This is a genomic window from Paenibacillus chungangensis (assembly GCF_042675905.1).
In the GTDB taxonomy this organism is placed as follows: Bacteria; Bacillota; Bacilli; order Paenibacillales; family Paenibacillaceae; genus Pristimantibacillus; species Pristimantibacillus chungangensis.
On the sequence record NZ_JBHTJZ010000027.1, the window covers coordinates 1 to 16,501 of the forward strand.

The 16,501-nt window shown below is 44.0% G+C and carries 12 protein-coding genes and 4 pseudogenes; 8 read left to right on the plus strand and 8 right to left on the minus strand.

The features are described from left to right. Both ACFQ2I_RS16395 and ACFQ2I_RS16400 read right to left on the minus strand, forming a co-directional pair. The coding region (locus ACFQ2I_RS16395; protein WP_377566068.1) for a tyrosine-type recombinase/integrase at positions 1 to 587 on the minus strand (587 nt) is incomplete at its 3' end. Between the two features lie 336 nt (positions 588 to 923). Then, positions 924 to 1,817, minus strand: coding sequence for a tyrosine-type recombinase/integrase (locus ACFQ2I_RS16400; protein WP_377566071.1), 894 nt, complete (start codon positions 1,815 to 1,817; stop codon positions 924 to 926). Positions 1,818 to 2,640: 823 nt separating this feature from the next. Between ACFQ2I_RS16400 and ACFQ2I_RS16405 the strand changes: the two genes are divergently transcribed. The 5 genes and pseudogenes from ACFQ2I_RS16405 to ACFQ2I_RS16425 all read left to right on the plus strand — a co-directional run. Further along, positions 2,641 to 3,741, plus strand: a complete 1,101-nt coding sequence (locus tag ACFQ2I_RS16405) for a DNA sulfur modification protein DndB (RefSeq protein ID WP_377566074.1) — start codon at positions 2,641 to 2,643, stop codon at positions 3,739 to 3,741. After that, the gene (locus ACFQ2I_RS16410; RefSeq protein ID WP_377566077.1) at positions 3,738 to 4,799 is read left to right on the plus strand and encodes a DNA sulfur modification protein DndB; all 1,062 of its coding nucleotides are present in this window, start codon (positions 3,738 to 3,740) and stop codon (positions 4,797 to 4,799) included. The genes ACFQ2I_RS16405 and ACFQ2I_RS16410 overlap by 4 nt, the downstream gene beginning before the upstream one ends. Before the next feature lie 269 nt (positions 4,800 to 5,068). Further along, the gene (locus ACFQ2I_RS16415; protein WP_377566080.1) at positions 5,069 to 5,659 is read left to right on the plus strand and encodes a hypothetical protein; all 591 of its coding nucleotides are present in this window, start codon (positions 5,069 to 5,071) and stop codon (positions 5,657 to 5,659) included. A 49-nt stretch (positions 5,660 to 5,708) separates the two neighbouring features. Beyond that, positions 5,709 to 5,879 carry a 23S rRNA (pseudouridine(1915)-N(3))-methyltransferase RlmH gene (locus ACFQ2I_RS16420; protein WP_377566102.1) on the plus strand — a complete coding sequence of 57 codons (171 nt, stop codon included), beginning with the start codon at positions 5,709 to 5,711 and terminating at the stop codon, positions 5,877 to 5,879. Between the two features lie 88 nt (positions 5,880 to 5,967). Beyond that, positions 5,968 to 6,363 (plus strand): annotated as a pseudogene (locus ACFQ2I_RS16425) (transposase); the annotation flags it as partial. 297 nt (positions 6,364 to 6,660) lie between these two features. On the opposite strand, the gene ACFQ2I_RS16430 reads toward ACFQ2I_RS16425, so the two are convergent. The 5 genes and pseudogenes from ACFQ2I_RS16430 to ACFQ2I_RS16450 form a co-directional block, all read right to left on the minus strand. Then, positions 6,661 to 6,876, minus strand: a complete 216-nt coding sequence (locus ACFQ2I_RS16430) for an S-layer homology domain-containing protein (RefSeq protein ID WP_377566086.1) — start codon at positions 6,874 to 6,876, stop codon at positions 6,661 to 6,663. Positions 6,877 to 6,891: 15 nt separating this feature from the next. Next, positions 6,892 to 7,191 (minus strand): annotated as a pseudogene (locus tag ACFQ2I_RS16435) (S-layer homology domain-containing protein); the annotation flags it as partial. A 3-nt stretch (positions 7,192 to 7,194) separates the two neighbouring features. Further along, the gene (locus ACFQ2I_RS16440) at positions 7,195 to 7,434 is read right to left on the minus strand and encodes a hypothetical protein (RefSeq protein ID WP_377566088.1); all 240 of its coding nucleotides are present in this window, start codon (positions 7,432 to 7,434) and stop codon (positions 7,195 to 7,197) included. A gap of 36 nt (positions 7,435 to 7,470) precedes the next feature. After that, complete coding sequence (locus ACFQ2I_RS16445; RefSeq protein WP_377566091.1) at positions 7,471 to 7,932, minus strand: cadherin-like beta sandwich domain-containing protein; 462 nt, start codon at positions 7,930 to 7,932, stop codon at positions 7,471 to 7,473. Positions 7,933 to 7,961: 29 nt separating this feature from the next. Next, complete coding sequence (locus ACFQ2I_RS16450; protein ID WP_377566094.1) at positions 7,962 to 8,513, minus strand: X2-like carbohydrate binding domain-containing protein; 552 nt, start codon at positions 8,511 to 8,513, stop codon at positions 7,962 to 7,964. Between the two features lie 123 nt (positions 8,514 to 8,636). Here ACFQ2I_RS16450 and ACFQ2I_RS16455 point away from each other — a divergent pair. Beyond that, positions 8,637 to 8,942 (plus strand): annotated as a pseudogene (locus ACFQ2I_RS16455) (IS3 family transposase); the annotation flags it as partial. On the opposite strand, the gene ACFQ2I_RS16460 reads toward ACFQ2I_RS16455, so the two are convergent. Then, the gene (locus ACFQ2I_RS16460; RefSeq protein ID WP_377566096.1) at positions 8,873 to 14,533 is read right to left on the minus strand and encodes an S-layer homology domain-containing protein; all 5,661 of its coding nucleotides are present in this window, start codon (positions 14,531 to 14,533) and stop codon (positions 8,873 to 8,875) included. The pseudogene ACFQ2I_RS16455 and the gene ACFQ2I_RS16460 overlap by 70 nt on opposite strands. 201 nt (positions 14,534 to 14,734) lie before the next feature. Between ACFQ2I_RS16460 and ACFQ2I_RS16465 the strand changes: the two are divergent. Together ACFQ2I_RS16465 and ACFQ2I_RS16470 are read left to right on the plus strand one after the other, a co-directional pair. Further along, positions 14,735 to 14,809 (plus strand): annotated as a pseudogene (locus ACFQ2I_RS16465) (argininosuccinate synthase domain-containing protein); the annotation flags it as partial. 147 nt (positions 14,810 to 14,956) lie between these two features. Then, positions 14,957 to 16,402, plus strand: coding sequence for an AAA domain-containing protein (locus ACFQ2I_RS16470; protein WP_377566099.1), 1,446 nt, complete (start codon positions 14,957 to 14,959; stop codon positions 16,400 to 16,402). Positions 16,403 to 16,501: the final 99 nt, after the last annotated feature.

Genomic DNA, 16,501 nt, shown 5'->3' on the forward strand with positions numbered 1-16,501 from the left:
GACTTGTTGTTTAAATCATATTTTCTTATCCGCAAATACTCGGTTATGATTGAGGTACAGCTTGCGGGGATAGTAACTACTCGTGATTTGTTCCCTTTTCCAGTCGAGCGCACCTTTGTTGGAAAAGACGGAGTTGCTAACGTGATGTCGTTCAAAGTGATGTCGCAGAGTTCCTGTGCCCGTGCCCCAGTGGCATATAATACCGCCAGCATCGTGACATCACGCTGTCCGATTGCTTTCGAAGTATCGGGCAATTTTAGTAATAATTGAATTTCTTCTTTCAAAAAATATTTGATGATATTATTCTTCGGCTCTTTTTTCTTCGTGGAAGATATCGCTTCAGAATAAAATGGCAATGATGACGAAAAAGATTTCTTGGCGGCATATTTTGCAAACGCAATAATCGCTGAGCGGCGAACATTGCGCGTTTTAGCAGTACATTGACGCTCTTGTTCGAGATGGACNAGCAACTGAAAAGCGTACTGGTATGCTGTGATCGTGTTCACGCTTAGCCCCTTGGTAATAGGCAGGTATTCGGTAAAGAATTCTGACAACAGACGAGTGAGCTCATCAGGTTTGCTTTTCACTCGAAATTCACCTCCGGAAACAGATTTCCAACACTCTCATCCATACGGGCATGCGAGTTTTTATACAGCACATAATTCGTCGTGATATATTTTTCAGTTCCTACCAGAGATTCATGCCCAAGATATGCCGCAAGTCGGGGTCCGGATTCTTCCAATGGTCTCCCTTCCGTTTCCGATTTCAAAAATGATTTGAACGCGAAGTAGTGTCTTAAGGTATGAGGGGATATAATACGCTCCGAGGGCACGCTACGTACGTTCGGGATGCAGGCTTGTTCCAATATTTTCAAGAACCAGTTCCTAAACGTGTTTTTCAGGTATGGACGCCCTTTTATGCGGTCACGGCACATTTTCCGCTACGAGACCGCTCGCGAGTGATGCTCTGAGGGCATGTGCGCCATGGTGTCTATCGCCAAAATCGATCCCGGATTGACGGAAATGTTTCGCGGCGATACGGCATATCGCTCCGCTACTTAATTTCGGCAGCACACTCTTCCGTAAGCTTTTTCGGCAAGTAAGGAATATATAGGGTTCAACAGAGTCGCCACGGGCGTTGTTTATATAATCATGCAAGGCTTCTGCTATTTCTGGCAATAACGTCAATTGATTTGCAACCCCTGTTTTTCGTTGTTTAAACTCAATCATCGCTTTGACAAAATCAACATTTTCGAAGCGAAGGAAACTGATGTCAGAAGAACGCATGCCTAATCGTGCTGCCAACAAAAGAATGGCATAATTACGTTTTCCCACTTCATTTGAACGATCAACGCTTCCGAGTATCGCCTCAATTTCCTCGCTATTATACACCGAGGGGATGCGCTTCCAATACTGCATATGTGGCACGATCCCCGCGTAATTGTACTTTACAATCCCTTCCTTGACCAAAAATGCAAAGAGCTTCCGTATGCATGCTGAAAACTGAGCTTTGCTTGTAACCCGGTCAAACGCACCCAACAGCGCTTTTGCATCGACAGCATCCCATGATTCTATGCCATTCTTCGTAAAATCTCTACATAGCTTTATTGTAAATACACGATATTTGTCAATGGTGCATTGTCGCAAATTTGCTCTCTCCAATGATTTGAGATACTGCTCAAGCCCCTTTTTGAAAGGTTCTGGGCACTCATAATTCACTCGAAGATATGTATACGAATACTTACCGTTGTCAAGGTACTCATTAAAACGTCGTATGATCAAACGCTGGTGCTGATAACCAGCTTTCTTTAGATACATTAGGCGCTCTTCCGATTTCAGAAATTCCTCACCTATTTCTGTGGTATACGTTTCATAGCCATTTGCATTCGCAAATCGATCAGCAAATTGATCGTCCCTCTGTAGTGCCTTGTAATGTCGTGGGTGTAGCCTTTCTTGACCAGAAAGTCCGTAAAACCAACGCTGTACTCCGAAAAGACAAGCTCATTGACGCGATTCACGTAAAGCCGTGTCTTAAGCGAATTCAAAGAACAGTGAGGGAGCGGCGGTATGTATGAACTACGATTCCACCAAGAAACTTGTCGATGGCGTGTCTACGAAGGAATGAGGTTGCTCTACCCCTTGCATTGCGGGGATCCGATTATGTTTGAGCTCAGCAACGTGTTTTTTTAGCTGAAATGGAGCTTGATACGAAGCGGTACGTTGTTTTTGGGGGCGTGAAATTCTGGCTTCATACCAAAACCAAATACCACATGTTACTTCTGAACTGACCTGCCGATAGCAGGTCTTTTCCTTTTGCCGTCAGTCTGTTAGGCTGAATCTGATCGCCCAATCCATGTCGGTGACGAATGCAAAAAGCCACCGTCATTGGCGGTTCCGAATTCACCGACAATTAAAGTGGCTGATGACAGTCTATAAGTGGCGCTTAATAATTATCTATTCGTATGTGCAATCTATAGAATTTTGTTGATATTCAATGTCTTTTATCGTTCGTGTGATCGGATGAAGGGTTACAATATAAAATTCCCAATAATGCAAAAAAAGACGCCGAAAAGTGTGGATGATTTTGGAAGTATATAATATACTATTTACAAAGAAGTCAAAAGATTGGAGGAATGTAGAAATGGATTTATCGGGAATCTCTAAAAGAACGAATCAGATTGTATTAAAAGCAATTGGAGGAACTCAATTCAATCAAAGGGTGATATCAGTGCAATGCACTGTGAACGATGTGCTAAAATTTTTAGAGATAGATCGAGAAGTACAAAGGGACATAGACACCGAACGAGTAGCTTCCATTAGTAAGTACATCCAATACGGTTTGGAAGGAAATGATATATATTTTTCCCCGCTGATTTTTTCAGCTAGAGGACAAGGAAAGTTTGAAAGTGAACATTGTGAATATCACTTAAATATGAGTGAGCGACTAGTTATTTTGGACGGGCAGCATAGGATAAAAGCCTTTGAATTATTAAAGTATAGGCTAGAAGCAATGATGGAGCAAAATAAAAATGATAAAAAAGTAAGTGAAAGTTACTATTCACTCATAAGTTTTCCTCTTACCATACAGATTTTTCTGGACTTAAATATTAATAAGGAACGCCAACTATTCACAGATGTAAACAGCAAATCGTCTGCGGTTAATAATACCTTGTTAGTCATGTACAAGAAGGGTGACTTATACGGAGACCTTGTAAGAGAAATTGTTCAATTTCATCCAACAATTAATCCCGATGAGTTTGAATGTAGGTCAAAAACAACAAGAACTAAACTTGCCACTGCAGCAACGTTGTATGTTCTAGCACATACACTAAACGAGGGAACTATTCATAGGAAACAGAACACAAAGATAACTCAAGAGAATTATAGATTGTTTAAGAAGAATACAGAAATGTTTCTGACATTGTTAAAGAAGTACACACCGAAAGATGCATTAGATCGGGATAAATATGTGGTTTATTCTTCAAATGTTTTAATATCTATTGCTAAGTTTGTCTATGATACAAAAATTAGATATCCAAACGCAACAATGGAGGATATTTTCAGAATAACAATATATTCCGTTGATTGGAGCCATAAGAATAACGACTTTAAGAAGCTTGCGGCGAAATTTAACAACCAAACAAAGAAATATAATTTCGGTTCTATTGGTAGAATTGTTAGAACATTCTCTCAATATCTTAGTGACAAGTATGATGCTAAGGAGGAGCAATTATTATTATGATGAAGACATTTATAAATGGAAGCATTGACACTATAAACTTGTCAAAATCAAAAGGATTAATGTCTACTCAAATGGCGATAAAAGACATTCTAAAAGTGTACAAAGTTGATAAATTTGTTAACCGTGATTTGTCATATAATCGACTTCCTAGTCTATTAAAATACTTCGAAAAATCTGATTCAGAAATTGGCATATACCTACCAGCACTAGTTTTTTCCTTTAGAGGGAACCCTGTTGAGGTATATGATTCTAAGAAAGAGCAACTTGTGCTCGATGAATCATACAAAATGGTTGTATTAGATGGACAGCATAGAATTAAGGCTTTGGAAAAATATATTGAAAAGATCAATGATGAAGTTCAAAAAGTGAAATTTCTTAAGAACAGTTTAACAGTTCAGATATATTTTGGTTTAAGTGCAGAAGACGAGCGCAAACTTTTTACTGATATTAATTCCAACGCAAAACGAGTATCTATGTCATTAATTACACAGTATGATTCAAGGGATATAACAAATCTATTGATTCAAGAGGTATATAAAACAACTCCAACTTTGAAAATAGTAGAGATCGAATTGAATAAAAGTAAGGTGATAAGGCCAAATAATACTGCTTTCTCGACAGGGGTTCGGTTGAAAACATTTATCAATTTGTTGTTGTTTGGGAAGAAGACACTTGCAAAGAGGGAGGAGCAAGTTCTTATTTCCCAGTACGACGAAATAGTTAGTTACTTGAATAAATTTTTCGCAATTTTTTTTGGGGTGTTACCACAGACACCGGGCGATGTAACAAAATATGTACTTGGGCATGAACCCATTCAAAATGCAATTGCTACTTACTTACATGAATCAATCATGATTTATAGTCCTTCTGAAGGCATAGCATGGTTAGATCAGTGGGAAGAGGAAGTAGAACAGCTTGATGTAGTAGATTGGAATGTTAAAAATGGAGACTGGAACAAATGGGCTATAACTGTTAATCCTGTGAAGGGGAGTTATAAAGGGTTCTTGGAAACAGTTTCACCAGAAGTAAAATCATATATCGGAGAAAAAATAGGATGAACATACGAAAGCCACTCCTAATGTGGGAGCGGCTTTTGTGCTATATACTACTATAAATCTTGTAGTCAAATTGTACTTTGTGCTTAGATACACTACGGTGAACCGTATTATAAGTGACGGCGAAAAATTGGGGTGTACGGGAGAGGTTGGAGTGTTGTGGGGACGTGGTGGTTAAGGGAAAAGTTTATGTTGTGCTTAACAAATAAATTGGTTTATTTTACTCGCGAGTAAGACGATGGTGATCAAAATCGCACGGAGCTGATAATTACATGAAAGAAATACTAACTGATGACGATCTACTGTTCATGGAATTAATTGTATTATGTTTCGAAGAAGAATTGAATAAATTTTTAGAGGATGCAAACGGTGAGAGTGAACTTGTGATTATTCTGAAAGGGCATTTATATATTGAAAATCAATTGGATAACTTATTGAAAAAATCGCTTGTCTATCCAGAAATAATTTTAGACAAGAGAATGAGATTTGTAGATAAAACAAGACTTGCTGTTGCAATGGGACTTATCCCAAGACCAGAGATACATCCAATTCTTCGTCTTAACGATATAAGGAATGCCTTTGCTCATAACCTTTCATATCAACTTAATGAAAGGGATATTTTTAAGGTAAACGACTCATTTTCTAAGAGGCAAAAGCAAAATTATCAACAGTATAAAGACAAACATAAAGAAAAATTTGAGCTGATTGAGAACCTCAAGTTATCGATTTTTACTGTATGGATTACAATTTTAGAGGATTTTCTTATCCCTTCTGATTTAAGAAATAAGTTAGAGATGTATAGACAGTGGATGAAAGACCAAAAGAAGAAAAAGAACAGAACCAAATTAGAAATCAAAGACTGACGTAAGGCTTCTAAAACAACTAAAAGGGTTGTTAAATCCTGTACAAAAACTGGAATATCACAGGAACGTAAAGCCAGCGCCCGACAAGAAAAAGCGCTTCGGCCGCATGACCTATCCCCATCAGCCCATGCGCGTGCTCTTGCTAGAGCAGGTGTACCGGGCGTTCAAGATTTATTGGGGAATAAGTGACATAAGTGATAGCGAAAAATTGAAGTGTTAGATATGGCAGGGGAGTGTGACATATGAATTTGCAGAGCCTCTGAGTTTCTTAGGTTTCAGGAGTTCGTAGTTCTTTTTGATTAGAGCTGGATACGTTCTGGAAATATGAAGCGGTGGTCACAACAGAAAGCTGGGAAGCCATCGACGTATGGCGATTCTATAACCAACGCTGCTGTATGGAAAACTACATCAAAGAAGGAAAAAACGGTTTTGTAATCCACCGTATCGCAACACAATCCTTTGCTGCGAATGAGATGGATCTCTTGCTGAAACTGCTGGCTTACAATCTTTTCGAGCGCTTTAAGCTTCAATGTTGCGATCCGATTCAACGATCATTTACCATTCAGCGGTTTCATCGGGAATTTATCCAGTGTGCTGGCGTACTCGTTCCAAGCGGTCGTCAGTTTACCTTGAAGCTGGCTGAGTCGTTCCAAAACCGCTGGGCGTGGCTTCGAATGGAACGAAAAAGTATTTTATTGGAATGATTGATAATCCCAAAATAAGTCTTGGAAACTCCGTTGCCCCTTCATGTGGGGAGGGGAAGTTGTCTGCAATTTCTACAAGGACTCCAAACTTGTTAAAAATAATCACCATAACTGGATGAGGTTTCCTATCCCGCTTTTAGGAGAAGCTTGTACTTATGCACTTTCGTAATTCAAGGTTAATATGATGGCGGACCTATGATACTTCTTGTAAGCTTCTGCTTGTTCTCATATCTTGCGACATGAGTGACTTTCTTGAAGGTGTTTTTATTTGGTTCACGATATGAAGTCAGTTTGTTTTTACTTCGCCTTCAGCAGATTCATAATCATGGTGATGGCTTCTGCTCTCGTTGCTGTCGCATCAGGTGCGAACACGTTATTGCCAATTCCCTCTATAATACCTGCTTCTCTTACTGCCAGAACTTCAGGCTTTGCCCATGCCGGAATATCGCTGTCATCTGCAAAACCTGTAAAATCCACAGTTGCCATGCCTGCTCCATATGCCCGAGCAATCATTGACGCCAGCTCCGAACGTGTAATGTTAGCGGTTGGACGGAATGTACCATCGCTATATCCAGTCACAAACCCTGCGGCTACTGACTGAGCTACCGCTCGATGTGCCCATCCGCCAATTTTATCGTTATCACTAAAGCTGAGCGTGGTTCCATCTCCTAGCGGCTTGAGGGCATTCATTAGCATTACTGTAAATTCAGCACGTGTAATCGTTGCATTCGGTTGGAATGTTCCGTCTGAATAACCAGTGACAATTCCTTGGCTAGTAGCTTGACGAATTTTCTCTTCTGCCCAGTGTCCAGCGATATCGGAGAATATTACTTATGGTTTGATTTCTATGACCAGTACCGCAAATTTTGCGAGAAGATATACTTCTGCGGTAATGACATCTCCATTAACTTTACCACCGATTTCGATCCAGCGTTGTTGTGCTTCATTGAAGTAGTAAATTGCAGCGTGTTGCCCGTCTTTTACTTTGCTAGTATCGAATTTGAGTGTAAGTGTAACGGGCTTATTAAGGTTGCCGGTGACATTTGTCAACAGCTCATATACTGGGCTCACAAAGACGAATCCTTGTTGTTCAAGACTTTCAATGTCCTATAGTCTTTCTATGGTAAGGGTTAGTTGTTGATATGTTGCTCCACTCGGGATCGATACGGAGACTTCATCATTAAGCTTTAACTCACCATCCCGATCAACTGGCAACGTAATTTCCCCATCAGTTGAAGTAATTAGAGGTGTTGGTACCGAGCCGCCGCCACTTGGATTTCCACCACCCGTACTTCCACCGCCGCCATTATTGATTGGTGCGGCTGCACGAGTAACGGTGATTGAGTATACCTTTGTAGTCCCTTTTTGAGAGGTAACGGTAACGTTAATCGTGTTTTCTCCAACCACCAGATTCGTGTTCCCTGCCAGTTGAACGTTAGCATTGGGATCGGATGTCGTTTGCGTAATGGCTGCTGATGTTTGAGCATGCGAGATGCTAACAAGGTATGGACCGGTATTTCCTGATGCAAAGTCTGTTAACGGCTTTCCATCTACTCGGAGATCGGTCAAGTTAGCGTCATTCGATGCGTCTGCACGAGTCACGATGATCGTGTATTCAACGATACTTCCTTTTGTGAGGTTACCGTAACCGTAATTTCATTTGGTCCAACCACAAGATCCGTGTCCCCTGCCACTTGAAAGGTAGCATAAGGATTGGATAATGTGGGCGTAATTACAACTGATGTTTGAGCATAGGGGATGCTTGCATCGTATGGACCGATTTCGTCTGAGTCAAAGTCTGTTACCGTCGTGCCGTCTATTTGGAGATCGGTTAAGTTAGCATCATCTGGTGTGTAGTTACTTACATAAATCGATAAGTTTTGTGGTGTACTCGAATTAAACGTAAATGTCAAAACTGTAGTTTGGTCCATGTTTAAAGTGTTCAAATATTCCTTTTTAATGGTAACGGTAGAGCCATCTAAGGTGTAATCGGTGTTTTCTATTAATGGAGTTAATCCGTTCATAATTCCTGTGAGCAGATGACCATTTAATTGCAGATTTATCGTTATATCTGTGTGATCATCCCCCTGTATATATGTATCAAATATCAAATCATTAGGCGTGATCTTGCTATCGATTGTGGAAAGCATAAGCGAGTCATTTTTTCCGGCAGAGATCGCGGTAACAGCTCTTGTGAATTGAATTTATTTAGGGGAAAGTTACTTATCTCCCCTACGGGTACTGCATGATGTATCTGTCGAACATTCTAGATTTACCAGCATGCTGTAAAGGAAAAGGGCATTACCATGAGCATGTCCCGCAAAGGAACGCCCGCTGATAATGCCCTAACCGAATCGTTTCATTCCACACTAAAGTCTGAAACGTTCTAGCTTGAAAATCTCACTTGTACAACGACGGCAATCGTTGTACAAAAGGTACAAGAGTACATCCATTACTATAACGCAATTCGTATTCAAGCGAAACTTGAAAAACGCTTCATGCGAATGAATTACTGTACGCCATCTTCAAGCGACTTGGTCCAAGTCTCGCTGCCGTCGGCATTGCGTTCGGCTTCGTGAGAGATAGTCGCTTCTTGTACTTCCCCGAAGCCCCAGTGCGTGGTCGGCATATCCGGGAACAACGGCTCCAGTCCCTTGAGAGGACCGCGGAACAGCATGCGGTTAATCATGGTGACGGCTTCGACGCGGATGATGGCGGCATCCGGTCTGAATGTGCCGTCTTGGTAGCCGGACAGGAAGTGTCCGCTGTACAGAGCTTCGACCGTATCGGATGCCCAGTGGCCGGCTGCATCCGCGAAGTGCGGGTCTGCCGCTGCGCTAGCGTCGAGCTTCAAGTAGCGGGCCATAACGGTAGCCAGCTCGCCGCGGCTTACGGCTGCTTCAGGACGGAACGTGCCATCCCCGTAACCGCCGAAGTACTTGTGTTTTGTTGCAATCTTGATGTAATTTGCTGCCCAATGATCTTCGGCGACGTCGCTGTAAGGACTTACTGTCGTTTGTTTGACATTCTCGGTTAGGCGCGCCACAATCGCGGCCAGTTCGGCGCGTGTAAGCGACTTGTTCGGCTTAAATTCGCCGTCCGGGAAGCCCAGGATGTAGCGTTGATGCTTCAGGTCGTCAAAACGTTTGGAGAACACTTGAATTTTTGCGGACGACTTGGCGTTGGCCGCCGCAGCGGAATCCCCGCCGCCATTCGAGAATACACCTGCGATGTCGAACGCATTCTCAGCTTTGTCCAGCTGCGGCCATTCGACGATGACCTTAAAGCTGTCGCCTTTCTTCGTCTCGACGTTGGATACGTTCCACGTAATGATATTGCCCGTTACTGTACCGCCGTCAGCGTCGACGATCTTTACGCCCTCAGGGATCGTTATCGATACTTGGCCTTTCGGCAGGTTTGTATTGCCTTGGTTCTTGTAATCGACGGTAATTGTCGATTGGCTGCCTTCTTCGACCAGGTTGCGGTCTACGGAGACGGTCAGCGCGAGATCCGGTTTAGCCGGCGGGATATAGATCGGTGTGTACGGATTCAGCTTCAAATCATGCTTGACGATGTCCCATTCGACGGGGATCGTCTGGCTGCGATAGCTGTGGTAGCCGTTTTTGGTTACAACTAGGTAGTAGTCGGTCTCCGGATACACCATGTAGGCGTAGAATCCGTGCGCGTCGGTCAGCTGCGTTGGGCTGGCATTGTCGTTCGGAGCAAAACCAGTAAGCACCGGAAGGGTTACGCCCGTATCAGGCGTACGGCCCTTGTTCCGGTTTCGCTGGGTGTCAGCATAATAAAGCTTGACTTCCGCGCCTTCAATCACTTTATTGGTGACGGCATCGGTAACCGTGCCGTACGGGTCAACCAATTCCTGATTGATGTTCATTTCTCCGTTACCCGAGACAGATACGGTACCGCGCCCCATTACGATCTCGACGCCGGTCTCCAGGATATAACTGATTTCGAGCTCGTACTCTTCGCCTGCGACTAAGCCGTCGGCGTTAAACACGCTTGGAATGCCGCTTTTACCCTTCTCGCCCAGCGGGAATGCTTTTTTCTTGCCACCTTCGGAAATGTAGTTGCCAGCAGCGTCCTTCAGGTAGACGACGGTGTTGTCGCGAATATCGTCGCTGAGCATGCTTGTCGTACCGTCCGGCTGCTTGAACAGGATCAAGCCGGAAGCGGTTTTCTCAGACGGGAATGTGTCGCCGTTGCCTGTAATTTGATCGGATTTTGCTTTCTGTACATACGTGATCTCGGTTGGCACACCGCCAACTTCAACGGTTCGGGTCACGTTCAGATCGTAGGTCTCGCTGCCATATGGAACAGCAACCGAGTACGAACCATCCGCTTCTACAGGAACGTCTTGGACAAAATCAACGTTTGGATCGATCATGCCATCACCGTTCAAATCAAGTGTAATCGTCACTCTTGCATCGGTTATCGGTTTGCTCTCGGATCCGAAGCCTTGCGTCAGCTTGCCTTCGATTTTTGCAGGCTGGAACGTAATGGTGATATTATCTTCAGCCGACAAACCTTTGCTTACATCGTGAACTTTTGCCTGAATCACATTGAAAAGTTCCGCTGTGCCTGAAATCTTATCGGACTTGTACGTTACAATAGCGATTCCATCCGCATCGGTGATTGCGCGGTTGGAGCCGACAATCGTTCCGGGATACAGGCCAGCCGGCAGAGTAAATTCAACTTCGACACCAGCGATCGGATCGCCATGTTCAGTCGTTACTTTGGCGAATAGCTGCGTCGTCGTTTTGCCATCCCCGAGGATTTTCTCCGGATTAGCTGTTAGCTCCAAGTTCGTCTTCAATACGACGAATGCATTATCGGCGAGCTTATCAGTAGGCTCCTGTGCCAGAGCCGGTTGGTTCGCCACAGGGAATGCGCTGAAGCTTACTGCATAAGATCCCGGCGTTGTCGATACAGGCAGCTTCGTGGTGGTGTTCGTCCACCGTTTAAATCCGTCGGCCGCATACGTAGTCGGATTCGCCAACGTCAGATCAATGTTGGTGCCTTGTACATTGGCAACGACGCGGTCTGCCCAGATTGTGCTGATTGCATGAAGATCAAGCGCTTCATCCGGCAGAGCTTTGAATGTTACTGGGTTGCCCGGCTCAGAATAGCCGACCCAGCCTTCCAGCGTCTTGTGAACGCGGATCTCGACAGTTGCAGGCGCGCTGGATTGTCCGCCTGCGGCGTCCTCGGTTGCGATATACTTGAAGCTGTCAGCGCCTGTGACGCCGGCGTTAGGCGTGTACGTGTATTGATTGTTTGTTCCTGGAACAAGAGTCAGTGTACCTTTTGTCGGGTCCTGCAGGATGCTGTACACGATTCCCGTTACACTGTCATCTGTCCCTTGCAGGGTGATGATAGGCGAAGGCTCTCCTTCTTCCATCTCGACGATCAGCGGCGAGACTACCGGGATGCCGTTATAGGAGATCTGGACAGAACCAGGTTGTTCCGAGTTCAACTTGCCATCGCTCGCTACCCAAGGGAAGCTGACCGTGCTGCCGTTCGGCAAGCTGGCCGATGGAGCAAATTTGAGCGTATCCAGCTGTGCTGGAGTGAGCATCGTTATTGTTCCTTGGTTAACATAGACAGCGTCGGTTACGCCTGCGTAGTAAAGCTTGCCCTTGCTGTCAAAGTCGTTCGGCAGCGTGATCCGGGCGTTGACCAACGTATCGCCTGCATCCGGATCCGTAAATCCGGGAGAGGTAGAGAAATCAGCTGCGGTGAACGAGATAATCTCGTTGGTTAATCCGGCTTTTTCGATCAGACCTGCCACTGGAGGCGCATTGATCTGGATCGTGACGGCAGCAGGCGTCTTCGCATACTGGGAGCCGTCAGAGCCATTCCATTTGAATGTGACCGTTCCCGTCTCGCCTGTTGCTGGTTCATACTGCAGGTTGCCAAGCTGAGCGGCCGGGATGACTTGGCCTTCTGTTACAGGCGTGTTGCCCAATTTTAGCTTGCCACCTGCTGGTACGTCCGTCAGTTTCACTTCCAACAGCGGGGTGCCTGGAGTCGGGTCCGTGTATTTACCGCTAAAATCGGTTGATTGGAATGTAATCGGGCTATCGCCTTTGTCCACTTCTTTGACGATCGGGTCCACGCTCGGAGCTGGATTAGCCGATATCGTGAAATCGGCGGAAGCCGCTGCATAGTTTCGGTCGTCGTTTGCATTCCATTTGAATGTCGTGCTGCCTACGAGTCCGGTCGTCGGATCCGGGACATACTTCAGCTTCGCGAGGTCGGATGCCGGAATCACTTGTCCAGCGGTTACGTCCACTCCGTCCAACTGAAGCTTGCCACTTGTCGGCAACACATCGATGCGTACATTCTCCAGCGCGGCGCTATTCAGCGTGCTGCCGCCGGGCTTGTAGAACTGATTGCGGAAATCGTTCTCCGTCATTGCTGTTGGTTCGTATTGTGTTCCGACTTTTGCGATATGTTTGACGACCGGTTTGATGTCGTAGTTGATCGTAACCGTACCGGCAGACGTGGATGTGTGTTTCCCGTCATCCGCATACCAGTCGAATTCGACTTTGTCGCCTTCAAACGCAGGATCAGGAACGAATGTAAGATTGGTCAGCACGCTGATCGGGTAAAGCTGATTATCAACGACTGGCGTAGTTCCCAACAGCAGTTGACCTTGTGCGGATGGCGGGAGCTCGAATTTAATTTGCTTCAGGGTATCCGATGGATCCGGGTCCACAAACTTGCTTGTAAAATCGGCTGCAGGTAAATTAACCGTGTTGCCTTGAAGGGCTTCTTTGACAACGGGATTCGCAACGGGACGAGCATTAACCGTAATGTTGACATCGGCATCCATCAAAGCGTATTTTGTGCCGTCATAGCCATTCCATTTGAAGCTTGCGATTCCATGGAAATTAGGCTCTGGCAAGAAAGTGAGGCTGCCGAGATTGCTTGCGTCAATTTCCTGCCCAAGTGCGACGTCGTCAGTTCCATTTAATTGCAGCTTGCCTTGAGCTGCCGGCGGAAGCGTAACGATTTTCACCTTGTTCAGGTTTGCCCCGTTCGCTTGACCGTTAATTTTAAAGTATTTGCTTGAGAAGTCGGTGGCTTCAAAAGGAATTGAAGGTGTATTCAATAGATCAAGCTTGTTGATATCTTGCACGACCGGGTCGAATGTCGAGATCGAATACATATGCTGTGCCTTTTGCGGGTCGGTTTTGTCCGTATGATTTGCGTTTAGTCCGGAATCCTCAAAGAGAATAATGTTGACTTTGTATTCTTTGGTTGGATCAAGGCCGGTTCCGAGCGAGATGTCATTCCATGGAACCTCTGTTCCTGCTGGTTTTTCCGGGAATAAATTTTTAGCTGTACCTAGATTTATTTCGTTGTCTTGAGCGTCCTTGCCAATCAGATTGATCTCCATGGAGTAGTCGCCTGGAACAATCGGCAGGAACTTCGTGTCGATTTTGGCTGCGCCGCCCTCGATTTTAATTGTAGCGTCAGTAATCTTCGCTTCGTCTTGAGCGCCGCCGTCAACTACGAGCTGAATCCAGTCGATCTCGGTAACCCAACCGGAGTTGAAATTAGGGGCACTCGGATGGTGATGGATGGAGACGCCTACATAGTTGTTGCCTAGGACTAAGCTGGTGTTGTCAACCTTCAATACCGACGTATTCCAGATGTTATTGGACCCTGAAAGAGCGCCGACGTATTTGGATTGCGGGAATTCCTTTCGCCACTCTGCAGTTCCGTTACTGCCCCAATCGGTACCGGGAGTTTGGTTGGCAAGTGTGAGGTCTGCGGGATTTCCGGAGAAGTATACCCGATCCCACTCTCCGCCGCCCCCATTCTTATACTCGTCGACGTCGTAAGCTCTTACGAGCACATAAGCGCTTTCTGTCGGCAGCTGTGTAACATTCATGATGCTTAATTCGATAGGGTAAAGGCTGTGACCATTTTTAATTCGAGGATCACCGTAATCGATATCGCCATCACCAACTCCCGGTGCAAATCCAGGTCCCTTCCAATTATCGGTATCTTCGAAATACGTTGCGCCTGTGTGTGTCGCAGCCTTAGCAGGCGCGGGCATGGTAGGTAGAATGGCGCCTAACGCAATAAAAACCGCAAGCACAGCGGACACGGCAGGATTATGAAATATTCTCTTTCGCATGTTTATGCTCCCTCTCTGGGTAGTTTGAATTTTATCCATCATTATACAGAATACAGGGAGAAACTGAACGAGATCTAAACAATTATCGACGAAAATACAGAAAAACCGACATCAATTCTCGAAAATTCGGGAATCGGTGTCGGTTGTGAGAAGCGGGGCATCTTCCTTAGAGGACTAATGAGGGAAAAGGAGATTCGAATTATGCCAAAACCGAAAATCGTGCACGCATATTCCGGCGGATTGGATACGTCGGTTATTCTGACTTGGTTGAAAGAGGGAGAAGCTGGGCTACTCGATTACGCGCTCGTGAATAATTGATTGGCACATTGGTGAAGTTCTCTAGGTTTGGAGAGCTTTTTTGACTTCATATGCTAGGGTGAGAGTTTTATAATGTGTAAGTGTAGATGATAATGGGGGGAGAACATGAATAAAAGGAAAGATATTTTAAATGCTTGGATTACGATAGAACAACTTGCTGAAGGTTCTATTAATCGCAAAGACAAATCGCTAAAACCCTTACATACAATGGAAGAAGATTGGGAAAAGTTTTTTACAGAGTTTTTAACTAAGCAAAAAGAACAACAAAATCTAACGAATAATGACTTTAAAAAGTCGGGCATAGTCTTATATTTTGATATTTTCGATTTTCAAGAAGTTGTTGATATATTGAGGGAGAAGTACAAGATTGCTAAAAGTTACGAAGACGTTAGTAATTCTGACAAATTCACCTTCTCAATTTATTTTAATAATGAATTGGATTTTATAGCAGACAAATTGTTTTTTACAATGAGCGGTTATATCCGCCAACATGGTATTTTACCGGAAGATATTTCAAAAGTTGAAAGCGTATTTAGAGAAGATTTGACCAGCAAGTTTGATGAGGGATTTAATTCCACCATTTCTGAGCTTTTTCAAAAGTATCATGTTTCCGTAGAAAATTTCCGCTATGCATTTGTGAAAAATTTGGAGAATGGGGATGTGAATTTACATTCGTTCTTTATTGAAGACCTCAACAAAGCAAAGATAATTACTAATACAAACTTGGATCGATATTTTAATGGTTTTTCAGGACTTAGACAAAATCTAGATGGCAATAAAGATTCCGATCATTTTAACTCCCAAATTTTTGAGACAACTATTTTACAACCTAAATACTATCCGCTGGGGCGATTCCCAAGTAATCCTAGTTTCGCGCTTTCGTTCATGCAGCAGGCTGCGGTGAATCTTGCACTAAACGACAAAAATGAGATTCGTAGTGTCAACGGTCCGCCAGGAACAGGAAAAACAACACTGTTAAAAGATATTTTTGCTGACTTGGTGGTACAACAGGCAGCGGAAATTGTGCAACTTGCTGATAAAAGGATGAAAGGAAGTTTAGTTTATTGGCAAAGTGCTAAAATTGGCGTTTTACCGTCCTCCATTTCAGATAAAAATATTGTCGTTGCAAGTTCAAACAATGGAGCAGTCCAAAACATTGTCAACGAGTTGCCTAAGAAAGAAACGATTGCTGACGATTTTCAAAAGCAATTGGATGAAGCAGATTATTTCAAAGATATATCTAATTCTGAATTAACCGGTCAAGGCTTCGGAAAGAACCGCGAGATTAAAACTGAGCTTTTAAACGAGGAAAATTGGGGATTGTTTTCGTTAGAGGGCGGCGCATCAACAAATATGAACAAACTACTTTTAAACATTGAAGCAATTGAAAAAGGTTTAGAAGATTTTGATCAAGCGAGCATAGGTGAAAGTGTATATCAAAAATTCTCCAGCCTGTACGATAAATTAAAACTTAAAAGAGAGGAGATGCAAGAATATAGCAAGAAAATGGCTTGTCTTCGAAAATTAAAAACTAACTATAAGGAGCCATGACTTATGCAGTTCACGAGATTAACTGGTAATTGTGAGAATCTATGCTTGAATAAACCGGCCACCAGGTCATTAAGAGCTGGGGCGGCCAATAAGCCGAAA